This window comes from Haliscomenobacter sp. (assembly GCF_040403615.1).
In the GTDB taxonomy this organism is placed as follows: Bacteria; Bacteroidota; Bacteroidia; order Chitinophagales; family Saprospiraceae; genus Haliscomenobacter.
In genome coordinates, this window is the sequence record NZ_JBBAKG010000028.1 from 8,612 (window position 1) to 27,660 (window position 19,049).

The window sequence follows — 19,049 nt, forward strand, 5'->3', positions numbered from 1 at the left end:
AAATTACAGTTTCAGCTTGGCGCCAATGGTCAAAGTCCGGGTAAGCGGATACCGACCTCGGTCTACTTCTTTGAGGCTGCCTTGAATGCCAAAATAGTTAGGATTCACCAAGCCAGGAACCAACCCCGTACCCAAATTAGAAAGGCGAATTTCGGGGTCATTTCCGGTAAAGGAGGTAAAAGTCAGCAAATTTTGTACGCTAAAGTAAAGGTTCAGGCTTTTTCTAGATCCTGGTTTGGCAAAGGGTACATCATAGGCCAAACTCAGGTTTTCCAAACGCAAAAAAGAGGCATTTTGCACAAAGTAGTCTGAAAGAGGGTTGAATGGCGCGGTCAATCTGGAGAAATCTCCCGACAAAGCCACTTGTGAAATACTGTAGCCTGCATTGTTTTTTAAGGCTTGCGGATTGGCATAAAAGAGATTGAAAACGTTCAATAAATCATGTCCAAAAGCTCCTCGCCAAAAAACATTGAAGGAAAACCGGTTCCAGGCAATGGTATTGTCCCAGCCCAAAGTAAGGGTTGGTTGCGCATTGCCTGTAACGGTTCTATCGGTGGGTTCGTTGTAGATGCCATCCCCATTTACATCTTTGAATTTCCATTGTCCATCCTGTCCGATGCCCTCTGTTTGAGTCGTATAAAATTGCCCAATTGGCTTTTGATTTTGCAGCAATTCCAAATTCAAGCAGCAATAACCGGGGCTACCCGGTGAACCCACTGACAACTGGTCAGAAATGCTTTCGGGGCTGGATTTTGGGAAAGAAGCATCCAGAATGGTACGGTTGTGGGCGAAGCTGAGGTTGCTTTGCCAGTGTAGACTTTGGGTTTGAATGGCATTGATATTGAGCTGGACTTCTACCCCCTGGTTCCGCAGCGCCATTGCGTTTTCAAACTTTTGCTCTGAAAATCCGTCTCCATTTGAAGTTGGATACTGCCACAACAAATTGGAAGATCGGCTGCGGTAAAATTGAACTTGGCCCTGTAGGCGCTGTCCAAAAAGTGTAAAATCAAGGGCAAGATTGATTTCTTTGCGAATTTCGGATTGCAAATTCGGATTGGGAATATAGGGGTAATAAATGCCTGGTTTAAACTGGCCGTCCACAAATACATTTGAGCCATTGGGCAGGATCAGCTGGTGGGTAGCATGATTTTTGGGCGGTATATTGCCAGTAACGCCATAGCCGAGTCTAAAACCCAAATGATCAATAGTGTTTCTGAATTCAATCAAAGTGCCTCCAAGCGTCACTCCGGGATACAATGCCCATTTATTGCTTTCGCCCAAGCGGGTAAAACCTTCTCGACGCAAGTTTCCTTGTACAAACCATTTCCCGTTAAAGGTGTATTGTGCTTGTCCAAAGATGGCAGGCATTTCATCGCTTTCGCGGTAGGTTTTTTCATCGACCAGCCAGCCGGGTTCATTTCCGGCATAATTGATCAGGGGGCGGTAAGAGGGCTTGAGGTAATCAAAACTTAGTCCTTGACGATCAACACCTTTTCCATCCCAGCGCTGTAAAACGTAGCCAAGCTTGGTTTGCAAGGTATTTTTTTTCCAATACCAGTTGCCTTCCAATTGACCCTTGAGGTACCAATGGCGGAGTCTGCGCTCTTCCCAGGCCGCATTGCTGCTGTAGCCTCCTGGTACTTTTTCAGCAAGCGCCCAACCGTAGCCGTCCTGGTTGTGTTGATAACCCGTTTGAACTTTGGCCACCACCCCTTTAAACAATTTCCAGTATCCGGTTAATCCTGTGGTTATGGTTTGGTAGGCATTCTCATAAGTATTTTGTTCCAGCAGGGCAACCGGGTTGTACAATCCAAACAAACGGGGTGCGTAATAACCAGTGTCAGACCTTATGGCTGCGGTTGGATTCATCAAAGCTGCGTTGCGAAAAATGTCCGGGCTGACTTCCGAAGTGTTTCGCTTGGTTATCGAAAAAATGCCCGACAAGCCCCCTTTGCCTTTGGCTATATCTTGCTGAAAATTGAACAGAGCATTGACTTGATCAAAATCAGACTTTTTGGCGGTTCCATTGACTTGCCGGAGGTTGACCGCAAGCCGATACGCAGAACTTAAACTTGAGCCGCTCAAGGCCAGGTTGTGCGCCTGGCTAAATCCCGTTCGGGTGATGGACTTGTACCAGTCGGTAGTGGCGCCTAAATCCTGATTTACGCCCTGGTATTTGCCATTGGGGCCAATTAAATTGCGATAGGTAGCTGCGCTGATGCCCAAATCGGGGTTGCTGGCGCGATCCATGGCGAAGTAAGTGGAATATTCCAGTCCTCTGCTGCGGGTTTTGCCCCGTTTGGTTTGGATCACAATCACGCCATTGGCACCCCGCATGCCATATTCGGCCAGAGACGCCACATCGCGAATGACTTCGATGCTGGCAATGTCTTGTGGATCTACTGAGTTCAAGGCCAGGCCTGGAAGGCCATCTACCACGACCAAAGGCTGAGTCAGGTTGAATTGTTCGTTGTAACCCGTAGCAGTCGGGAAATAAGCAAAGCGGTTGTAGATGGCAGAATGCAGGCCCCGGATTTGGACTTGGTAGGCATAATTGGGATCTCCTCCCGGTCGGGTGACCACTACGCCGGGTATTTTGCCCTGGATGAGTTGGTAGGGGTCGAAGCGGTTGCCGGGGTTGAAGTATTTGGAATCAAATTGATTTATTTTTTTTTGGTCTGAACCAGGATTAGTCAATGGAGTCCACATGACACATGCAACTCCTCTCACATAGAAATTAATCGTCTGATCGATACCATTCCAGGCAAAAATTGAATCTGAAGGCCAAAACATATAGTCGGATACAGGAATATGGACTAAAATACTATCACCTGCTTTGGCTTTAATCTGAAACCTTCCAGAATCGTCTGATACTGCCTCAATTTTTTTTGTTTTATTTTGAATGATTATGCTCCATAAATAATCCCCTGACTTTTCCTTGATGATTACCTGTCCTTGCCATTCTTGCGCAAATAAATGGCCAGAAACAAGAAGCAAAAGAGATACAAAAACGGTGCAGAGTATTTGACTTTTCATAACTGTGAGTGTTCTGGTGGATAAGCGTTGTTCAAGTTACTATGATCTTGGCTAAAGTACTAACTTAGCGTTGATTGGCTTGGATTTTATTCTAAAAAACAACAATTTACACAGTACAATATTCGCATTGATAATTCGACCTCCTTCGTATGAACTCCAGGTTTTCAGATGAAATCATCAAGCAGCTTTTTGGTTTAGCATGTTTATTAATTGTAACCTTAATGTTTCATTGCTATTCTTCAATGCATTATTCTCTTCAGTCAACGTTTTTATTTGCAAGAGCCCTCCTGTAATTTGTTCTAGCAAAAGATCAATCTGATCTTGAATTTGACCTATTGAAGGTTCTTTGATGTCAGAATGGTTTGTAATTTGAGATGCCTCTTGCTGATCTTGTTCTTCGTACCATTTTTCCAAATGATAAAACTCTTCAGCAGATAGGTTTTTACCCATTACATACTTTAAATGCAAGTCTTGATAATCCAGCATGAGTTTCAACGTTTATTTTTCGAAGTCAAATTAAGTAAAAGAGTATTGTTATGCAAGGCCAAGAGGTTATTTATATTGACAATTCACCTCACCAACGCCACTTCCCCGTTCCATTTTTTCCGCTCCCCATCTGGAAATTCAATCCACAATTCGTAGTAAAAAACACCAGCTGGCAAAGGCTGCTGGCGGGAAGTACCATCCCAACCGGATGCAGGATCGTTGATGGCAATTTCTTTTTTATCAAAAACCAGGTTGCCCCAGCGGTCTTTGATGCGTAAGGAGAGGATCTTGCCCCCATCTCGCCCTTGAATGTAGAATACGTCGTTGTACTGATCGCCATTGGGGCTAAAAGCGTTGGAAATGTATACTTTGCGGGTGGGGATGACTTCTATTTGAACACTGTCGGAGGCGGTGCATCCTTCAGCTGTGCGCAAGTTCAAGTGCACAGATCCTGAACTCAAAGCACTCAATTCAGGGTTCTCACAATTGCTACAGTTCAAATTCAACCCGCCCTTACTCGACCATTGTACCACAAAAGGGCCTTTTCCTATCGCAGAAAAACTAAGGTTTTTGCGTTCTCCCGACTCCATCTGCTCGGGGGCAATTGCTTTGGTGCTCAAGCTCAAGGGGCGATCTTTGATTTCAATGGAATCGACATAGTCCAAACAGGGGGTTTTGGCCAACAGCGTGTATTTCCCGTTGCGGGTAGTTACGAGGGTTTTGTTTTTGCTGCCGTCACTCCAAAGATAGCTTTGAGCTTCAATCGGTGCCTCCACAAAAGCCGTATCGCCATTGCAAGAATAGCGGATCTTGCTGCTCAGTTTGAGATCCTTGGGTTCGATGACGGTAAAAAAGGCAGAATCGTTGGGTGCGATGGTCAAAGAATTATCAGAAAGCAAAGGATCGCCATACATTTTGGGGAGGTATTCCAATACGGCTTGTGCAGCATAACGCCCTGGTGGCAAGTTGTCTACCCAAGCTTTGAGGCGAATGGTGTTCGATTCCAGGATCAAATTCATGTTGATCAAGCGGAAAACATTGGTGCCAACGCCACCAATTACCGTACTGAGGTTGGACGTGTTTTTTTCGATGGCCGTGATGACCAATCCAGCGGGGAAAGAATCCCGGAAGGCCAGATCAGACCAGTTTGCTCCGGTTGCATTGAACAGGGTATATTCGATGGTCACCTCTGAACAAGGCAATACCTGGGCTGGGGTAATCTTCATGTCGAACTGCAAACTGTAGGGGCAAGAACAGCCATCGCTCTCCCTGCCTGCGTTGCCTCTGCCCAATTGCACCATTTTGCCATTTTGGCGGTTTACTGCAAAATGGGTAGTAGAACCATCCTCACTGGTAGGATTTCCATAACCATACAAATTGCCAGCAGGGTTGAAATAGAGCGCGGAAAGGAACTCCGAACTGATGGGATAATTGAAGGAAGAGACTTGTCCCGCCCCCAAATTGGCCAGTCTTTTACCCTTGCCATCAAAACTATAGGTTACCCCAAGTGAGGGATGGGTGGCCAAATCATTGAGTCGAACCGGAAGATCAACGATCAGGGCCTGGCTTGATGCAAAATAAGGGGCACGCTGCAATCCAATGTTGTACACAGTTTTGTCGAATTGAGTATCGGGGTCTCTACCGATGACCATCAAGGTGCGCCCAGTAGGAGTAACTTGACCAGCATAGTACTGCAGTTTTTTATCCAGGTTGGCAGGAATGCCCAGGTTTTCAATTTTTCCAGTTCCATCAATGCGGAGCAATTCGTAAGAGTCAAAATCCAGGGCATACAACAGTTGGTCGGTCACATTGTAACCCAAGCAAGATATTCTGCGCTTGGGCTCGCTGAGAGGGATTGCAGTTGAATTTACACCATTACCGTTGAGGTTTATTTTTTCGAGGATGCTGCCTCCGGTAGTGAAGGTAATGAGGTAGAATGAACCGTCACAAGGCAAAGTAACTTGTGCTTGGATGGTTTCTAAACACAACCATACCAACATGCAAATCAAGCATCGTCTAAACCAAGGCAAGTTTTGAAAACGATTGGCTATTGCAGACATGGTTCTTTGGTTTAGGGCTTTGGGTAGAGACGCGATGAATCGCGTCTCTACCCCTTACCATTCAAACAGTTGCAGTGCGTCATTGTTCCGCGCTACGAGCAGCACTTCTTTGCCTTTGACTTTGATGACCTGAAAATCGCGAATTTCTCCTTCCAGTTTCAAGCCTGATTGGCGGGTAAGTACACTTTTGAAATTGTTCTTTCCGTCACCTTTCAGGAAAAGGCCGTAACTGGAATCGAATCTACCAATTTCTGGCTTAACACCATATAAATTTCCGCCCAAAATGATGTCCTGGTGACCATCCTGGTCAAAATCCCGGATCAAAATTCCATAATTGGGAGAAAGTTGCGCTTCAACCGGAAGGGGTTTCAGACTGAATTTGCCTTTGCCTTCATTGATAAGGACACTCGTCCGCATTTCGGTGGCCTCGTATTTGAGGGTCATTTGCATTTGTACAGAGGTAAAAATATCTTCCACGCGCTGCGCTGCGTAGTCTTTGTATTTGAGGTATTTCTTTTTGAGCTGAGGCAATTGGCCCACCAAATCATGCCGCAAGATCAAGGGGTAAGTCCCTTCTCCATTGTACACGCTGGTTATTTGCTCTACTGTTCCGTTTTGGTCAAAATCATTTACTTGCATCACCATGGGATGTTCCTTACTTCCGCGAAAACGGGAATTCAGGCCATGGTTGCCAATCACATAATCAACATCGCCGTCGCCATCGAAATCTCCCGCTTCGATGCAGTTCCACCAACCCGTAGCATTGCTCATGCCTGCTTGTTCGGTGATGTCTTCAAAAACACCCCGATTGTTGCGAAACATTTTGATGGGCATCCACTCCCCTACTACGATCAAATCAGAATCTTTGTCCCCGTCAAAATCAGTCCAAATTGCATCCTTGATCATGCCAAGTTTCAGCAATTTAGGCGCTACCTGCTGGGTTATATCGCGAAAATTGCCTTTGCCATCGTTGTTGAGGATATAGCCATTCACCGGAATTCCATAAATCAATGGGACGGAACGCACGCCAACAAAAAGATCCAGGTCTCCATCCTGATCATAATCTGCGGCATCTACGCAGGAGGTAGGCTCAAAATTGAAAGTGGGCAAGATTTGAGGGGATTTGCTGAAATTGCCCTTGCCATCATTGAAATAAAGCCGGTTGATCAACGCAGTGGAGTTGGCCGAAAATTCGTTGCCCCCACTACAAACGTACAAATCTTGGTCTCCATCCCGGTCGGCATCAAAAAACAGCGCTTCCTCATCTTCGCAGATGGCGTCTGCTTGCCAAATGGCTTCGTTGGTGGATCGGAAAGAACCATCTTGATTTTGGACAAACAATTTTCCTGGCGAATCTTTGGCGCCTCCCACATAAAAATCCTCACGTCCGTCACTGTTGACATCACCCTTGGCAATTTTAGGGCCTTCGGTAGACATCATCAAGTACAGCAACCGATCTCGATCAAAATCGATGAATTCGTTTTCTTGATGGCGGTAGTTGACGCCGTTGAGTACGGTCAATTCCTTAAAGAGTTTAGGTGCCGGTGGAGCGGGGGCAGGCGTTACCAGTTTGCCTTCGATCTGCTTTAGTTTCAAAGTTTGATCAGCAGCAACCTTGGTCAAAAGGGTGCGTTTCCCATTTGGCCAATCAACCATCACGGTATCCACAACCTTGCTTTTGCCCAAGCCAAAATTTGGCCTGGCATCCATTGTCGATTCAAATCCCCGCATCGGCATTTGCTCCAGGTATTGCAATTGGCCTTGGTACTTCAAGGTAATGCGAGTGCCGATGGCAAAGGTATTTTTAGCTTCACCCTGTAGTTCAAACTTCAAATAGTGGTGATTTTTTAGCTGTTTTTCCGTGTTGTTGCGGTAGATAAAGGCGGGCATGTTGACGTTGTTGGTCACCAGATCTAGGTCACCGTCATTGTCCAGATCGCCATATGCAGAACCATTGGAGTGACTGGGTTTGCCAAGGCCCCATTGCTTGGCCTGATTCGTAAATTTCAGATTGCCTTCATTGTGAAAAGCGTAATTGGGAATGGGTTCCACCGGGATAGAATCCACCAGGGTCTTAAAATTCACCCCTTGCCGCGTGATGATCGAACGTTTGGTTTGCTCGTCGGCAATGAAGGACACGTAATCCTGATCCGTCAAATCCTGGTAAATACCATTGGCTACAAAAATGTCTTTCCTGCCGTCGTTGTCCAGGTCTACAAACAAGGCACCCCAGCTCCAATCGGTAGCTTCTACTCCAGCCAAACGCCCAACATCGCTAAAAGTACCATCCCCATTGTTGATTTGCAACATGTTGCGGGTAAATTGATGCCAATAGCCATTCTCTACATTCAGCTTGTAGCGGTCCCAGTTGTCAAAAGTCGTTTTGGTTTTCAACCGTTGATCCGTACCAGGCAGCATGTCGGTGACAAAGAGATCTGGCAAGGCATCGTTGTTGATGTCTGCCATATCTGCTCCCATGGAAGCGGCACTGATCGAACGCATGGATTGCTCCAAAACCTCGGAAAATCCGCCTTTTTGGTTGTTGATGTACAAGTAATCCCGTTCAAAAAAGTCGTTGGAAACATAAATATCTTGCCAGCCATCTTGGTTCATATCCCCTACCGTCACACCCAGGCCAAATCCGATGATGCTGCCGTAAATTCCGGCCAGCTCGCTGATGTCGACAAACTTTTCGCCATCATTGCGGTAAAATCTGTGTCCACCCAGGGGGTCGCGGGTATTCCGCACCTGCTTGCGCAAATTAAAAGAACCGATGGCTTGAAAGGAGTTGTTGAGCACATACAGATCGAGGTCTCCATCTTTGTCGTAATCAAAAAATGCGGCATGGGTTGAATACCCTTTATCGTCTACGCCATAGGCTTTGGCCATTTCTTTGAATGTACCGTCTTTTTGATTGATAAACAATTCATTGGCACGGTCATCGCCTTTGATTTGGCCCGAGTTGCACACGTAAATGTCCAACCAACCATCGCCATTTACATCGGCCATACTTACCCCGGTAGACCAGGCGCGTCTGCCGCTCACGCCTGCTTTTTGGGTTACATCTTCAAACTGAAAATTCCCTTTGTTGAGGTACAGGCGATCTGTATCCATGTTGGCCGAAAAATAAATATCGATCAGGCCGTCGTTGTTGACATCACCCAAGGCGACACCACCCCCGTTGTAAAAATTGCGGTAGGTATAAATATTGAATTCATTGTCAAACCTCAGGGTATTGACAAAGTCGATTCCAGTTACTGAAGTGGGCATTTCCGAAAACAGGGTATCGGTTTTGATTTCCGAGGCCTGTTCTTGTTCTTTTTTACACCCAATCAATCCCAGCACCAGAAGAAAGCAGACAAAATAAAATCGGTTCATATCAACGTGTAGTTTTCGAGGTCGTTTTGGGCATTGCTGCCGGGTTTTCGATTTCATTGGGGTTCATAGGGTTCAACAAATCAGTAAAATTCGCCTTTACCTGCTGATCATTTTTGATGCCGACGACAATTTGTCTGTTCCCGTCAACTTTCACATAAATTGTCCCTTTCTCTTTGTCTTCCACTTTGATGAATCCTTTCCCGTACCATTTTTCAAGGACACCAAGTACTCGAGGGAGTAATTTTTCAGACCAATATTCCTTATTCCATGGTGCCCAGGTTTCATAATAGAACTCAACTGGAATTTCCCGAATTTTTCCATCCTTGAAATTGGGATAAAACGTCATTGCAATGCGGGGTTCAGTATTCTTGAGGTAACATTTGACTTTACGCCCGCCTCCGTCATTGGTCAGAATGCGCTGGCGGTTTAATTTCAAACAATGGGCAAAAAAATCCTGATTGGGCATCCCCATGTAAAACCCAAAAAACAAGCTATCGTGTCGAATGCCACTGGCCAGTTCTCGGTTGCGCATTTTTTCATAATCGGATTGGCAACCGCTCATGACAAACAGAGACACCAGCAAAATCAAACTCCAAAGTATCAAGCCTTGCTGTTTCATGATTAAAATTGGTTTAAATGAAATTAATAAGTAAACATTTCCATCCAGTCGTCGTTTTTGGCCACAAGCAAAAGCTTGCGGTTTCCGGTACGAACAGATTTAAAGTCGCGTACTGCGCCTTTTATTAAAATGCCGGATTCACGAGAAGAAAGCGCACGAAAAGTGCATTTCCCATTTCCTTTTAAGCACAAACCATAGCTGGCGGCATTGATGCCCAACTCTGGTTTTGCCTGAAAGAAATTGCCTCCCAACAATACATCTAAAATACCGTCATGGTCAAAATCGTCAACTTTTAAGCCATAAACCGAAGAAATTTGTGCTTCAATTGGCAATGGTTTTAAGGTAAAATGACCTTTCCCGTCGTTGATGGCCAACGATGTTTGCGTCGTAAAAACTTCCCATTTTACGGCTACTTCCAATGCTTCCTCAGGGAACATATCCTGAATGGTTTGACCTTTGTAATCGGCGTGTTTGAGGTATTTTTTGCGGAGCGAAGGAATCTGTTTTACGACATCTGGCAACAGGGCAAATGGATAAGCCTTATTCCCTTCGTAGATGCTGATGAATTGTTCAACCGCTCCGTTGCCATCAAAATCGTTGACATACATGCTCAAAGGCTTGCCGTTGCTGGCTTTAAGGCGGGTATTGGCACCAAGGTTACCAACTATCAAATCCTGATCGCCATCGCCGTCCACATCTGCTGGTTCCATACAAGTCCAAAACCCGTTGCTTTTGGCCAAGCCTGCTTCGGTCGTGGTTTCGATCAATTGCCCCTGGTTGTTTTTCAAAACTCGGATGGGCATCCAGTTTCCAGTGACAATCAGATCTGGATCTTTGTCTTGATCAATGTCCACCCAACGGCCATCGGTGTAGAGGCCGGAATTCAGCAAAGCAGGGGCAATTTGAGCAGTAGCATCGCTAAAATTGCCGCGTCCATCATTGCGCAAGATATAGCCATTGACCGGGGTTCCGTATTCAAAAGAGCGCAAACGTACGCCCACAAACAAATCTTGGTCGCCATCGCCATCTACATCTGCCGCATCCACGCACGAAGTACTTTCGAATTGGGAAGTGGGCAAGATTTGATTGGATTTGGTAAAATTGCCTTTTCCATCATTAAAGTACAAGCGGTTGATCAACGCAGTGGAATTGCTGGAAAACTCATTGCCACCACTGCAAACGTACAAATCGAGATCCCGATCGCCATCGGCGTCAAAGAAAATGGCATCCATGTCTTCCGAGGCTTTGTCCGCTTCAAGTGCAGGTTGCACTGAACGCCGAAATTTGCCTCCTCCCGTTTGTACAAAAATGGCTCCAGGTTGGTCTTTGGCGCCGCCAATAAACAGGTCTTCCAGGCCATCTTTGTTGATGTCTCCGGTAGCCATTTTGGGCCCTTCATAGGACATCATTTGGTAAATTAAACGGTCTCGGTCGAAGTCTGAAAACTCATTTTCTTGATGGCGAAAAGAAAGTCCATCCGGTATTTTGGAAAAAATTGGTTTGTACGTTTGGGGTGTCGTTGGAATGTGGTCCAGTTCCGCTTTTGATTGGGCCAATTTCAAGCGTTGGTTGCTTTTTACATTGTTTTGAATGCTAAAACGTCCATTCGGCCAGGCAACGATGAGGGTATCTACTGAGGCCCAGTTGCCAAGCCCAAAATTGAGCCGATAATCCACCGAGGATTGAAAGCCCCGCATGGGGAATAGCTCTTGGAAAAGGGTTTGCCCCGCGTGCCGAATGGTCACTTGCGCGCCAATGGCAAAAGGGTTTTTGCCTTCGCCACTGAGTTCGACACTGAGGTAATTGGCCTTTTTTTTGCGCAGGGTTTCGGCATTGTTGCGGTATACAAAGGCTGGCATGTTGATGTTGTTCACTACCAGGTCTAAATCGCCATCGTTGTCCAAATCGCCGTAGGCAGATCCGTTGGAAAAACTGGGTTCACCTAGGCCCCATTCTCCGGCTTTGTTTTGAAAGGAAAAGTTGCCATTGTTGGCAAAAGCATAATTCGGAATGGCCTCAGAAGGCATGGCATCTACCATTTTGGTGATGACACCGCGCTTTTTCTTCATTAAATCCTGGACATTGCGTGGGTCGGAATAAAAATTGATGTAGTCTTGATCCATCAAATCCCGGAGCAATCCATTGGCTACGAAGATGTCTTTTTGCCCGTCGTTGTCAAGGTCGGCCATCAAAGCGCCCCAACTCCAATCGGTGGCGTATACTCCCGCCATGCGGCCAATTTCGCTAAAGGTACCATCGCCATTGTTGCGTTGAAGTACGTTGCGGTTGAACTGGCGGTAATACCCATTGAGCAAATTGCGCTGGTATTTGTTCCAGTCTTCGAAATCGGTTTTGGTTTTCATCCGGGCTTGCGATTCCGGGAGCATATCGGTTACAAAGATTTCGGGGAAACCGTCGTTGTTGAGGTCGGCCATATCGGCGCCCATTGAGCTGAAACTCAATTCCTGAATCCAGTCTTCGAGTTCTTCGTGAAAAGTGCCGTTTTTTTGGTTAAGGTAGAGGTAGTCTTTCTCAAAAAAATCATTCGAGACATAAATATCTGGCCAGCCATCTCTGTTGATGTCGCCAATGGTTACCCCCAGGCCGAAGCCGATTTTGCTGCCATAAATTCCGGCTTCTGCGCTAACGTCTACAGATTTATTGTTGTCGTTGCGGTAGAGTTTATTGCCTCCTTTTTTGTCTCTTACCGTGCGCTGCCCTTTGATCAGGTCATACCCTCCCACCGATTTAATTGAGTTGTTGAGCAAATAGCAATCGAGATCTCCGTCGCGGTCGTAATCAAAAAATGCGGCATGCGAAGAAAGGCCTAAATCAGCCAGTCCGTATTCTTTGGCTTTTTCGGTGAAAGTCAGGTCTCCATTGTTGATAAACAGTTCGTTATAGCGGCGATTGCCTTCAGGTCGGCCAGATTTACACACGTATATATCCAGCAAGCCATCACCGTTGACATCCACCATAGCCACACCTGAAGACCAAACATTATTAGTGCTGAGTCCTGCCTTTTTGGTGATGTCTTCAAACTGGAAATTGCCTTTATTGAGGTAAAGGCGATTGCTTTCCATATTGGCACAAAAAAACACATCAATCAGGCCATCGTTGTTGATGTCGCCCAAACCGACGCCACTGCCATTGAAAAAATTGCGGAAGGTGTATGGGTTGTATTCCTCGGTGTATTTGATCTGATTGGAAAAATCGATGCCTGTGACTGTGCTAGGCATAGTCGAAAAAAGAGAGGTCTGAGAAACCGAATCAGGTTTCCGCCTATCACTATTGCATCCACTTGCCACCACAAGAATAGTGGCAAAAATAATACTTGCTATCTGTTTCATACTGAGATGCAAAGTTGGCAAAATGTGCTCAAATGAAGCAATCTTTCTTCCAGTTTTTCGGATTGTTGAGAATATAATTGGAGATGTTGAAATAGGCCCTATCATCGCGGATGATGTGCTCCCAATAATTGCGGTGCCATAGTTTGCGGTTAAATCTTTCCCAACCCACGTTTTTAACTCCTCGGATGTATTCATTGGTGGTCATGGTTTTAAACCAATCCATTGCATCGCCGACGGTGGCGTTGAATTTTTTGTTTTCGGGACCATATGGGGTATCGGGGTGGTCATGTGGACGGTCACGCCCACGTTCGTCTGTATCGGGGCGCCCACGTTCGTCCGTATCGGGGCGCCCACGTCGGGGCGCCCCGACGTGGGCGCCCTGACCCTCCGCATGACCGGCCATATTTTCGATGATACAATGAAAATGGTTGGGCATGACCACCATTTCGCGGCATTTTTTATCCGGGAATTTGTTTTCCAATTCGAAATACCATTTTTCAATCATTTTACCTGCATCGTTTAATATCATGTTTCCATCATGAATTTCCCCAAACAAATGCAACCTATCCTGCACGCAAATCGTAATGAAATACGCTCCAGGCTGAGAATAATCATACCCTTTCAGGCGAATAGACCGCCGATGATGAATTTTTGGATTGAATTTGTGCATACCGCGATTGTATGAAGGTGTAAAAATCGCGGTTGTGCAAATAGGTTTGGAAGGTAATCCGTCGGGGCGATCTGTCGGGGCGACCCCTCGCGGTCGCCCAGTTAGGATGATTTGGGCGGCCACATAGGGCCGCCCAAACAGGTCGCCCCAACAAAAATAAAAAAACGGCACAGAAATTCGTGAATTCCTGCACCGTTTTTTTTATAGAAACATTCCTTTTGCATTCAAGTTAGGACATCCGCAAGGGATGATCCGACTTGATTAATAGCAAGGGTTCTGCTTCAAGTTGCTGTTTGCATCAATCTGTGAGCGTGGGATAGGCCACACTTGCTTACAAGGCTGTGAAGCTGGTTTCCACTGACGTTGAGCATCGTACTTTCCGAAACGAACCAAGTCAGAGCGGCGCCATGCTTCGAAGAACATTTCACGGCCACGTTCTGCCAACAGGTTGTCAGCAGTCAATGAAGTGAATGCTGCAACACCAGCGCGCGTACGAATCTGATTCACCAATGCCAACGCAGAGACATCGCCAGCGCTCTTGCGCCACAATGCTTCAGCTTTCACCAAAAGGATGTCGGCATAACGGAAGATCGGGAAGTCGTTGCTCAGGTTAGGAGTAGCTTTATTGGCAAATTCAAACTTACCAATCCGTACACCCGCCTGACGCTGACAGTTGGGGAAGTGGGCATTGATTTCTGGAGTGAACACAACACCAACGCCGTCAGAGTCATCAGCAGAAGGATCCTGCAGTTGATCTTTACCATTCGACTGGAATTGCTTTCCTGCCAAAAAGTTGCCACGGATGGCCTGGTTGCCACTTACGCCTTTGCGTACATCGCCGTCTTGGTAAGAGTTGTAAAACTCAGCCAATGAACAGTAACCATTCCAAGGCTGATCGGTCAGGTTAAAGGTTTGCTGGCTGGTGTAGTGCAACGTCATCTGAGGCAGGTTGAAGCCTTGAGCGTTTACTTTGTCGTAAGGAATCGCAAAGATGAATTCCTTTGATCCAGAGTTGTCTGTGTTGAAGTTGGAGAAGTAGTTGCTTTCCAAAGAGTAGTTGCCCGAGTTGATGATTTCATCAGCAGCAGCAATCGCTTTGTCAAACTCAGGAGCACCTTTGTACACCTGAGCGTTCAGGTACAATTTGGCCTGGATGGCTTTACCAGTATAGTAATTGATACGAGCATAAGTAGATCCATCCACCTTTTTAGGAAGGTTAGGCACACTTTCGTTCAATTCCTTTTCGATAAAGGCATATACTTCTGCACGTGTTTTGGTTGCTGGTTTGAAGTCTGCAGCAACGTCGAAACGATCTACTACCGGAACGTTGCCAAAACTATCCACCAACCAGAGGTACCACAACGCACGCAAGGTTCTCAATTCAGAAAGGAATGGAGTAGCCAAAGCTGGATCTACTGCACCTTCGCTGATCAGTTTGTTGAACTGGAAGATCAAACGGTTGCAAGTGTTTACACCACCAAAAAGGAAATTCCAGGCGTTTTTGAGGTTTTCATCCTGCGGGTTGAATTCTGCACGGTGTGCATTCAACCACTGACCACCGTCATACCAGTCACCACCACGCTGAGGGATCATCGCTTCATCGGAAGAAATTTCCTGAAGAGCCATGTAATTGCCGTGGTTTTCAAAACCGTAAAGGTTCGTGTAGGCCGCACCCAGTGCTGCGATGAATTCGTCATCTGATTTGAAGAATTCGTCGGATTTAACCTGATCGTAAAGGGTTTCTTTAAGATCAGAGCAGGACTGGTTGAAAGCGATCACGAAAAGACCCGCTAATAGGGCCTTAAACCAATATTTTTTCATGATTGCAATTGATTTAAATTGAATTGAATACGCTGTTTTTCATACCACTTTAGAAATCAAGGAATCAAAAAAAGGTTTTCCTTGTGTCCAATTTTATGCACTTATGAAAAATAGCATACATTTTGATTGATTTTTTTCGCATCCAGGTGGTAGAAATTTTCGGATTTACCGAAAATTTCCAGACCAAGCGGATATTCGATTAAAGGCCTACGTTCACACCGAAAGTAAATCCTCTAACCATATAGTAAGTATTGCGACGGTCGATACCAGGAGACAATGATGCACCAGCACCTTGCTGCTCAGTGTCAGCGAAGCGAATTTCAGGATCACTACCAGAGTACTTGGTCAACACAAACAGGTTTTGACCTGCCAGGTAAACCCGCAACTTGGTAAAGCTGCTGCCAGGCTTCAGGTTGAAAGTATAACCAACCGTTGCGTTGTCCAATTTGAGGTAAGTACCTTTTTCTACCTGATAGCTAGAAAACTTGGCACCGTCGGTCAATTTTGGATTGAAGTAATCATCCGCCTTGATGCGGTTCCAGGTCAGGGTATTCAAGGTTTCGTAGAAAATACGGTAAGAGTTCACGATGTCGTGTCCAAATACGCCACGGAAGAACAAGTTCAGGTCAAGCTTGCCAATGGTGAAGCTGTTTCCAAAACCCAATTCCATCTTAGGCAAACCGTTGCCGATCGCAGATTCGTCTTCGAAGGTAATTTTACCATCGTTGTTGCGGTCAACGAATTTCCAGGTACCATTTTCGTTTACACCATCATAAGTTGGGCCCCAGAAAGTACCAATTTTAGCACCAGTGGCTACGCGAACCATAGGCGTACCGTTCAAACCAGGAGAACCAACGTTGGCATAGAACGATTCTTTGCCCAAGTCCAGATCAGCATTTGACAAAGAAATCAATTTGTTCTGGATGTAGTAAGTAGGTGTCAAAGACACGTTGTAGCTGAAGTGCTGCTTCTTGATCACTGCGTAGTTCAAAGCCAATTCCAAACCAGTGTTCTGAATTTCACCCAGGTTCACCCAAGTGTTGGGAAAGAGGTTTGGTGGAACTGGAACTGGTGCAAAGAACAACAAGTCAGAAGTAGAGCGGGTGTAGAAGTCCAACGAACCGTTCAAGCGGTAGTTCAAGAAAGAGAAGTCGATACCCAAATCGAAGTCCTTCTGACGCTCCCACTTCAAGTTAGGGTTAGCGTTGGCAATTGGGCCGTAGCTAGGTACATAGTTGCCGTTGTAGTAGAAGTTGCTTCCTGCACCAAAACGCTCCAATGACAAGTAGCTAGATGGTGGAAGGTTACCGGTGATACCGTAGCTTGCACGCAGTTTGAAGGCATCAGCAAAGCCCAGGCCCAACGCTTTAACGAGGTCTGCACTTGCACTGATCGCAGGGAAAACGCCCCATTTGTTGCCTTCTCCAAAGCGAGAGTTTCCTTCGCGGCGTACACTCACCATCAAGTTGTAAGTATCGTCATAGCTCAGGTTCAAACGACCGAAACCAGCAAAGTTCTGATAGTCGTTGCGGTAAGTTCCTACTCCACTCAAACCTTGAGACAAGGCCAAACCAGCACCAATGCTGTTGTAGCTGAATACATCAGTCAGGAAGTTGAAGTTACGCGCGCTAGATCCAGCAAAGTTACCAGACTGGTATTCGTAACCACCCAAGAGGCGGAAATCCAATTTGCCAAACGTCTTGCTGTAGGTAGCAGTGAATGTTGCTTGTTGCAGCGTTCCGTCGTCGGTGTTGCGTGTAGCGATGCCTTTGTTGTCGGCACCACCGCCCCAGAAAGAGTAACGGCTGACGTAAGTACCTCTGAAGTTGTTGTTGCGCTGTAGAGAATAAAACGCTGAAAGCGTCAAATTCTTGGTCAGGTCAAAATCAGCTTGCAAGTTACCCATGAATTGGGTCAAAGTACCTTCGTTTACGTTCTGCTCATTGATCGCTACTGGGTTGAAGTAATCAAAGTTTGCTAGCTGGAAGTAACCGCCGTACTTGGCATTTTCAGGAGCAGTTGACTTGATTGGAGAAGTTGGGTTATACAGAATTGCATAACGCAAAGCATCGGTAAATCCGTAATCAGCCTTGGTGTTGGTGATTGACAAGTTGGTAGACAAACGCAGGCGATTGTCCAATGACTTCTGGGTCAAGGTAATGCGACCGTTTAAGGTTTGCCTGCCTGTTCCTTTTTGTACCCCTTGCAAATCACGTACGTTGAACGCTACGCGGTAGCTGCTGTTGCGGTTGCCGCCACTGAAAGAAAGGTTGTGTACCTGAGACTTGGCAGTTTGAGTCACTGCGTCGATCCAGTTGGTGTTTGCACCATAATCTTTGTACGAATCCTTTACACTCTGTGGGATGCTGAAAGAAGGAATTTCACGCCATTCATCAGCAGTCATAATTGGCTGAGGACGTAGTTTGCTTTCCGCAGTTGCATAACCGCTGTAGTCTACTGTAAATTTGCCATCTTTACCTTTCTTGGTGGTGATCAGCAATACACCTGATGCACCACGAGTACCGTAGATTGCAGATGCAGCGCCGTCTTTCAGAACGGTGATGGATTCGATGTCGTTAGGGTCAACGTTGTCCAATGAACCACCGATGATACCATCGATTACGATCAGAGGCTGAGTGTTGGCACCTAAAGTAGACAAACCGCGCAAACGCAGGGTGAAACCTCCGTTGGGGTCGCCACCAGGACGAGAAATGGTCAAACCTGCCACCTTACCTTGCAGCAATTGAGCAGCGTTGTTGACGTTACCGCCGTTGAAGTTCTCTGCCTTAATGTTGACGATGGCACTAGATACTTCACGGGTTTTGGCTGTACCGTAGCCAGTAACCACCACTTCGTCCAACAACTGTCCAGGAGACAGCGCAAGATCCAAAGTAGTAGCATTGCCTAAAGGAACGCGCTGAGTGGTGTAGCCAGTGTAAGAAAATTCCAGTTCGGTAGCACCGGCTGGAACCTCAAGGCTATAAGACCCATCAAAATCAGTAACGGTACCGGCACTGGTGCCTACTACGAGGATGTTGGCTCCGATCAGTGCCTCCCCGTTGTTTTTGTCCGTTACCTTGCCAGATAGGGTACGCTGGGCGAAAGCGAAGTTGCACAAAAGAACTGCAACTGCCGCGAGTAGCCACCTCGAGCAATAGCCGACTCTAAGTTTCATACATTATTAGTGTTTTGTTAAAAAAATTGTGCTAAACGTGTTAAGTCACCTTCCTTTCAGAAGGAGCTTGTATAGAAAAACCTCTTCGCAGAGGGTTATCTTTCACTGCAAACGATTTTGTACTAATGTCTCTTTTCGTATTTTAACGCGCTTGTTTGCTGGGATAGAATTTTTCCCACAATGATGTGTACCCTACACTAACTGACTGGGTGTAAAAGTCTAAAATAAGTCTGAAAAAACCAAGAAGAGGCTAAAAGATTTTCGGGATATTTTGTTTTACCAAATTATATTGCGGAATGGAAAAAGGTTTTTTGAGGCTTTAAAAAAGGAGTACGATCAAATCAGTGTTTTGAGTTTTAGGGCTTTGGGTGTCTTTAATCCGATTTTCTTTGTTAACTTCGACTTCTTCAGAACCCGGACAACAACCCAATGTTAAAATAAATGGTAATAGTTA

9 protein-coding genes are annotated in these 19,049 nt (G+C 46.0%); all 9 read right to left on the reverse strand.

Going from position 1 to position 19,049, the window contains the following annotated elements; translation table 11 throughout:
* Positions 1 to 3 precede the first annotated feature (3 nt).
* The 9 genes from ABW391_RS10940 to ABW391_RS10980 all read right to left on the reverse strand — a co-directional run bounded on the left by ABW391_RS10940 (position 4) and on the right by ABW391_RS10980 (position 18,595).
* Positions 4 to 3,036, reverse strand: a complete 3,033-nt coding sequence (locus ABW391_RS10940; protein ID WP_353481901.1) for a SusC/RagA family TonB-linked outer membrane protein — start codon at positions 3,034 to 3,036, stop codon at positions 4 to 6.
* A gap of 177 nt (positions 3,037 to 3,213) precedes the next feature.
* Positions 3,214 to 3,522, reverse strand: a complete 309-nt coding sequence (locus ABW391_RS10945) for a hypothetical protein (RefSeq protein WP_353481902.1) — start codon at positions 3,520 to 3,522, stop codon at positions 3,214 to 3,216.
* Positions 3,523 to 3,605: 83 nt separating this feature from the next.
* A complete protein-coding gene (locus tag ABW391_RS10950) occupies positions 3,606 to 5,582 on the reverse strand; it encodes a T9SS type B sorting domain-containing protein (RefSeq protein ID WP_353481903.1) in 1,977 nt (658 codons plus the stop codon).
* A gap of 54 nt (positions 5,583 to 5,636) precedes the next feature.
* A complete protein-coding gene (locus ABW391_RS10955; protein WP_353481904.1) occupies positions 5,637 to 8,960 on the reverse strand; it encodes a VCBS repeat-containing protein in 3,324 nt (1,107 codons plus the stop codon).
* Between the two features lies 1 nt (position 8,961).
* Positions 8,962 to 9,579 (reverse strand): hypothetical protein, encoded by a 618-nt coding sequence (locus ABW391_RS10960; RefSeq protein WP_353481905.1) that lies wholly within the window; start codon positions 9,577 to 9,579, stop codon positions 8,962 to 8,964.
* 23 nt (positions 9,580 to 9,602) lie between these two features.
* On the reverse strand, positions 9,603 to 12,929 hold the full coding sequence (locus ABW391_RS10965; protein WP_353481906.1) for a VCBS repeat-containing protein: 3,327 nt from the start codon (positions 12,927 to 12,929) through the stop codon (positions 9,603 to 9,605).
* Positions 12,930 to 12,957: 28 nt separating this feature from the next.
* Positions 12,958 to 13,599: a transposase gene (locus ABW391_RS10970; protein WP_353481907.1), complete on the reverse strand. Its 642-nt coding sequence runs from the start codon at positions 13,597 to 13,599 to the stop codon at positions 12,958 to 12,960.
* Positions 13,600 to 13,860: 261 nt separating this feature from the next.
* Complete coding sequence (locus ABW391_RS10975; RefSeq protein WP_353481908.1) at positions 13,861 to 15,420, reverse strand: RagB/SusD family nutrient uptake outer membrane protein; 1,560 nt, start codon at positions 15,418 to 15,420, stop codon at positions 13,861 to 13,863.
* Positions 15,421 to 15,619: 199 nt separating this feature from the next.
* On the reverse strand, positions 15,620 to 18,595 hold the full coding sequence (locus ABW391_RS10980; RefSeq protein WP_353481909.1) for a SusC/RagA family TonB-linked outer membrane protein: 2,976 nt from the start codon (positions 18,593 to 18,595) through the stop codon (positions 15,620 to 15,622).
* Between the last annotated feature and the right edge of the window lie 454 nt (positions 18,596 to 19,049).

Bases quoted from the DNA above. Each gene is read 5' to 3' on its own strand.
- ABW391_RS10965 (WP_353481906.1), bottom strand. From the start codon at position 12,929: ATGAAACAGATAGCAAGTATTATTTTTGCCACTATTCTTGTGGTGGCA.
- ABW391_RS10945 (WP_353481902.1), bottom strand. From the start codon at position 3,522: ATGCTGGATTATCAAGACTTGCATTTAAAGTATGTAATGGGTAAAAAC.
- ABW391_RS10960 (WP_353481905.1), bottom strand. From the start codon at position 9,579: ATGAAACAGCAAGGCTTGATACTTTGGAGTTTGATTTTGCTGGTGTCT.
- ABW391_RS10955 (WP_353481904.1), bottom strand. From the start codon at position 8,960: ATGAACCGATTTTATTTTGTCTGCTTTCTTCTGGTGCTGGGATTGATT.
- ABW391_RS10940 (WP_353481901.1), bottom strand. From the start codon at position 3,036: ATGAAAAGTCAAATACTCTGCACCGTTTTTGTATCTCTTTTGCTTCTT.
- ABW391_RS10970 (WP_353481907.1), bottom strand. From the start codon at position 13,599: ATGCACAAATTCAATCCAAAAATTCATCATCGGCGGTCTATTCGCCTG.
- ABW391_RS10975 (WP_353481908.1), bottom strand. From the start codon at position 15,420: ATGAAAAAATATTGGTTTAAGGCCCTATTAGCGGGTCTTTTCGTGATC.
- ABW391_RS10950 (WP_353481903.1), bottom strand. From the start codon at position 5,582: ATGTCTGCAATAGCCAATCGTTTTCAAAACTTGCCTTGGTTTAGACGA.
- ABW391_RS10980 (WP_353481909.1), bottom strand. From the start codon at position 18,595: ATGAAACTTAGAGTCGGCTATTGCTCGAGGTGGCTACTCGCGGCAGTT.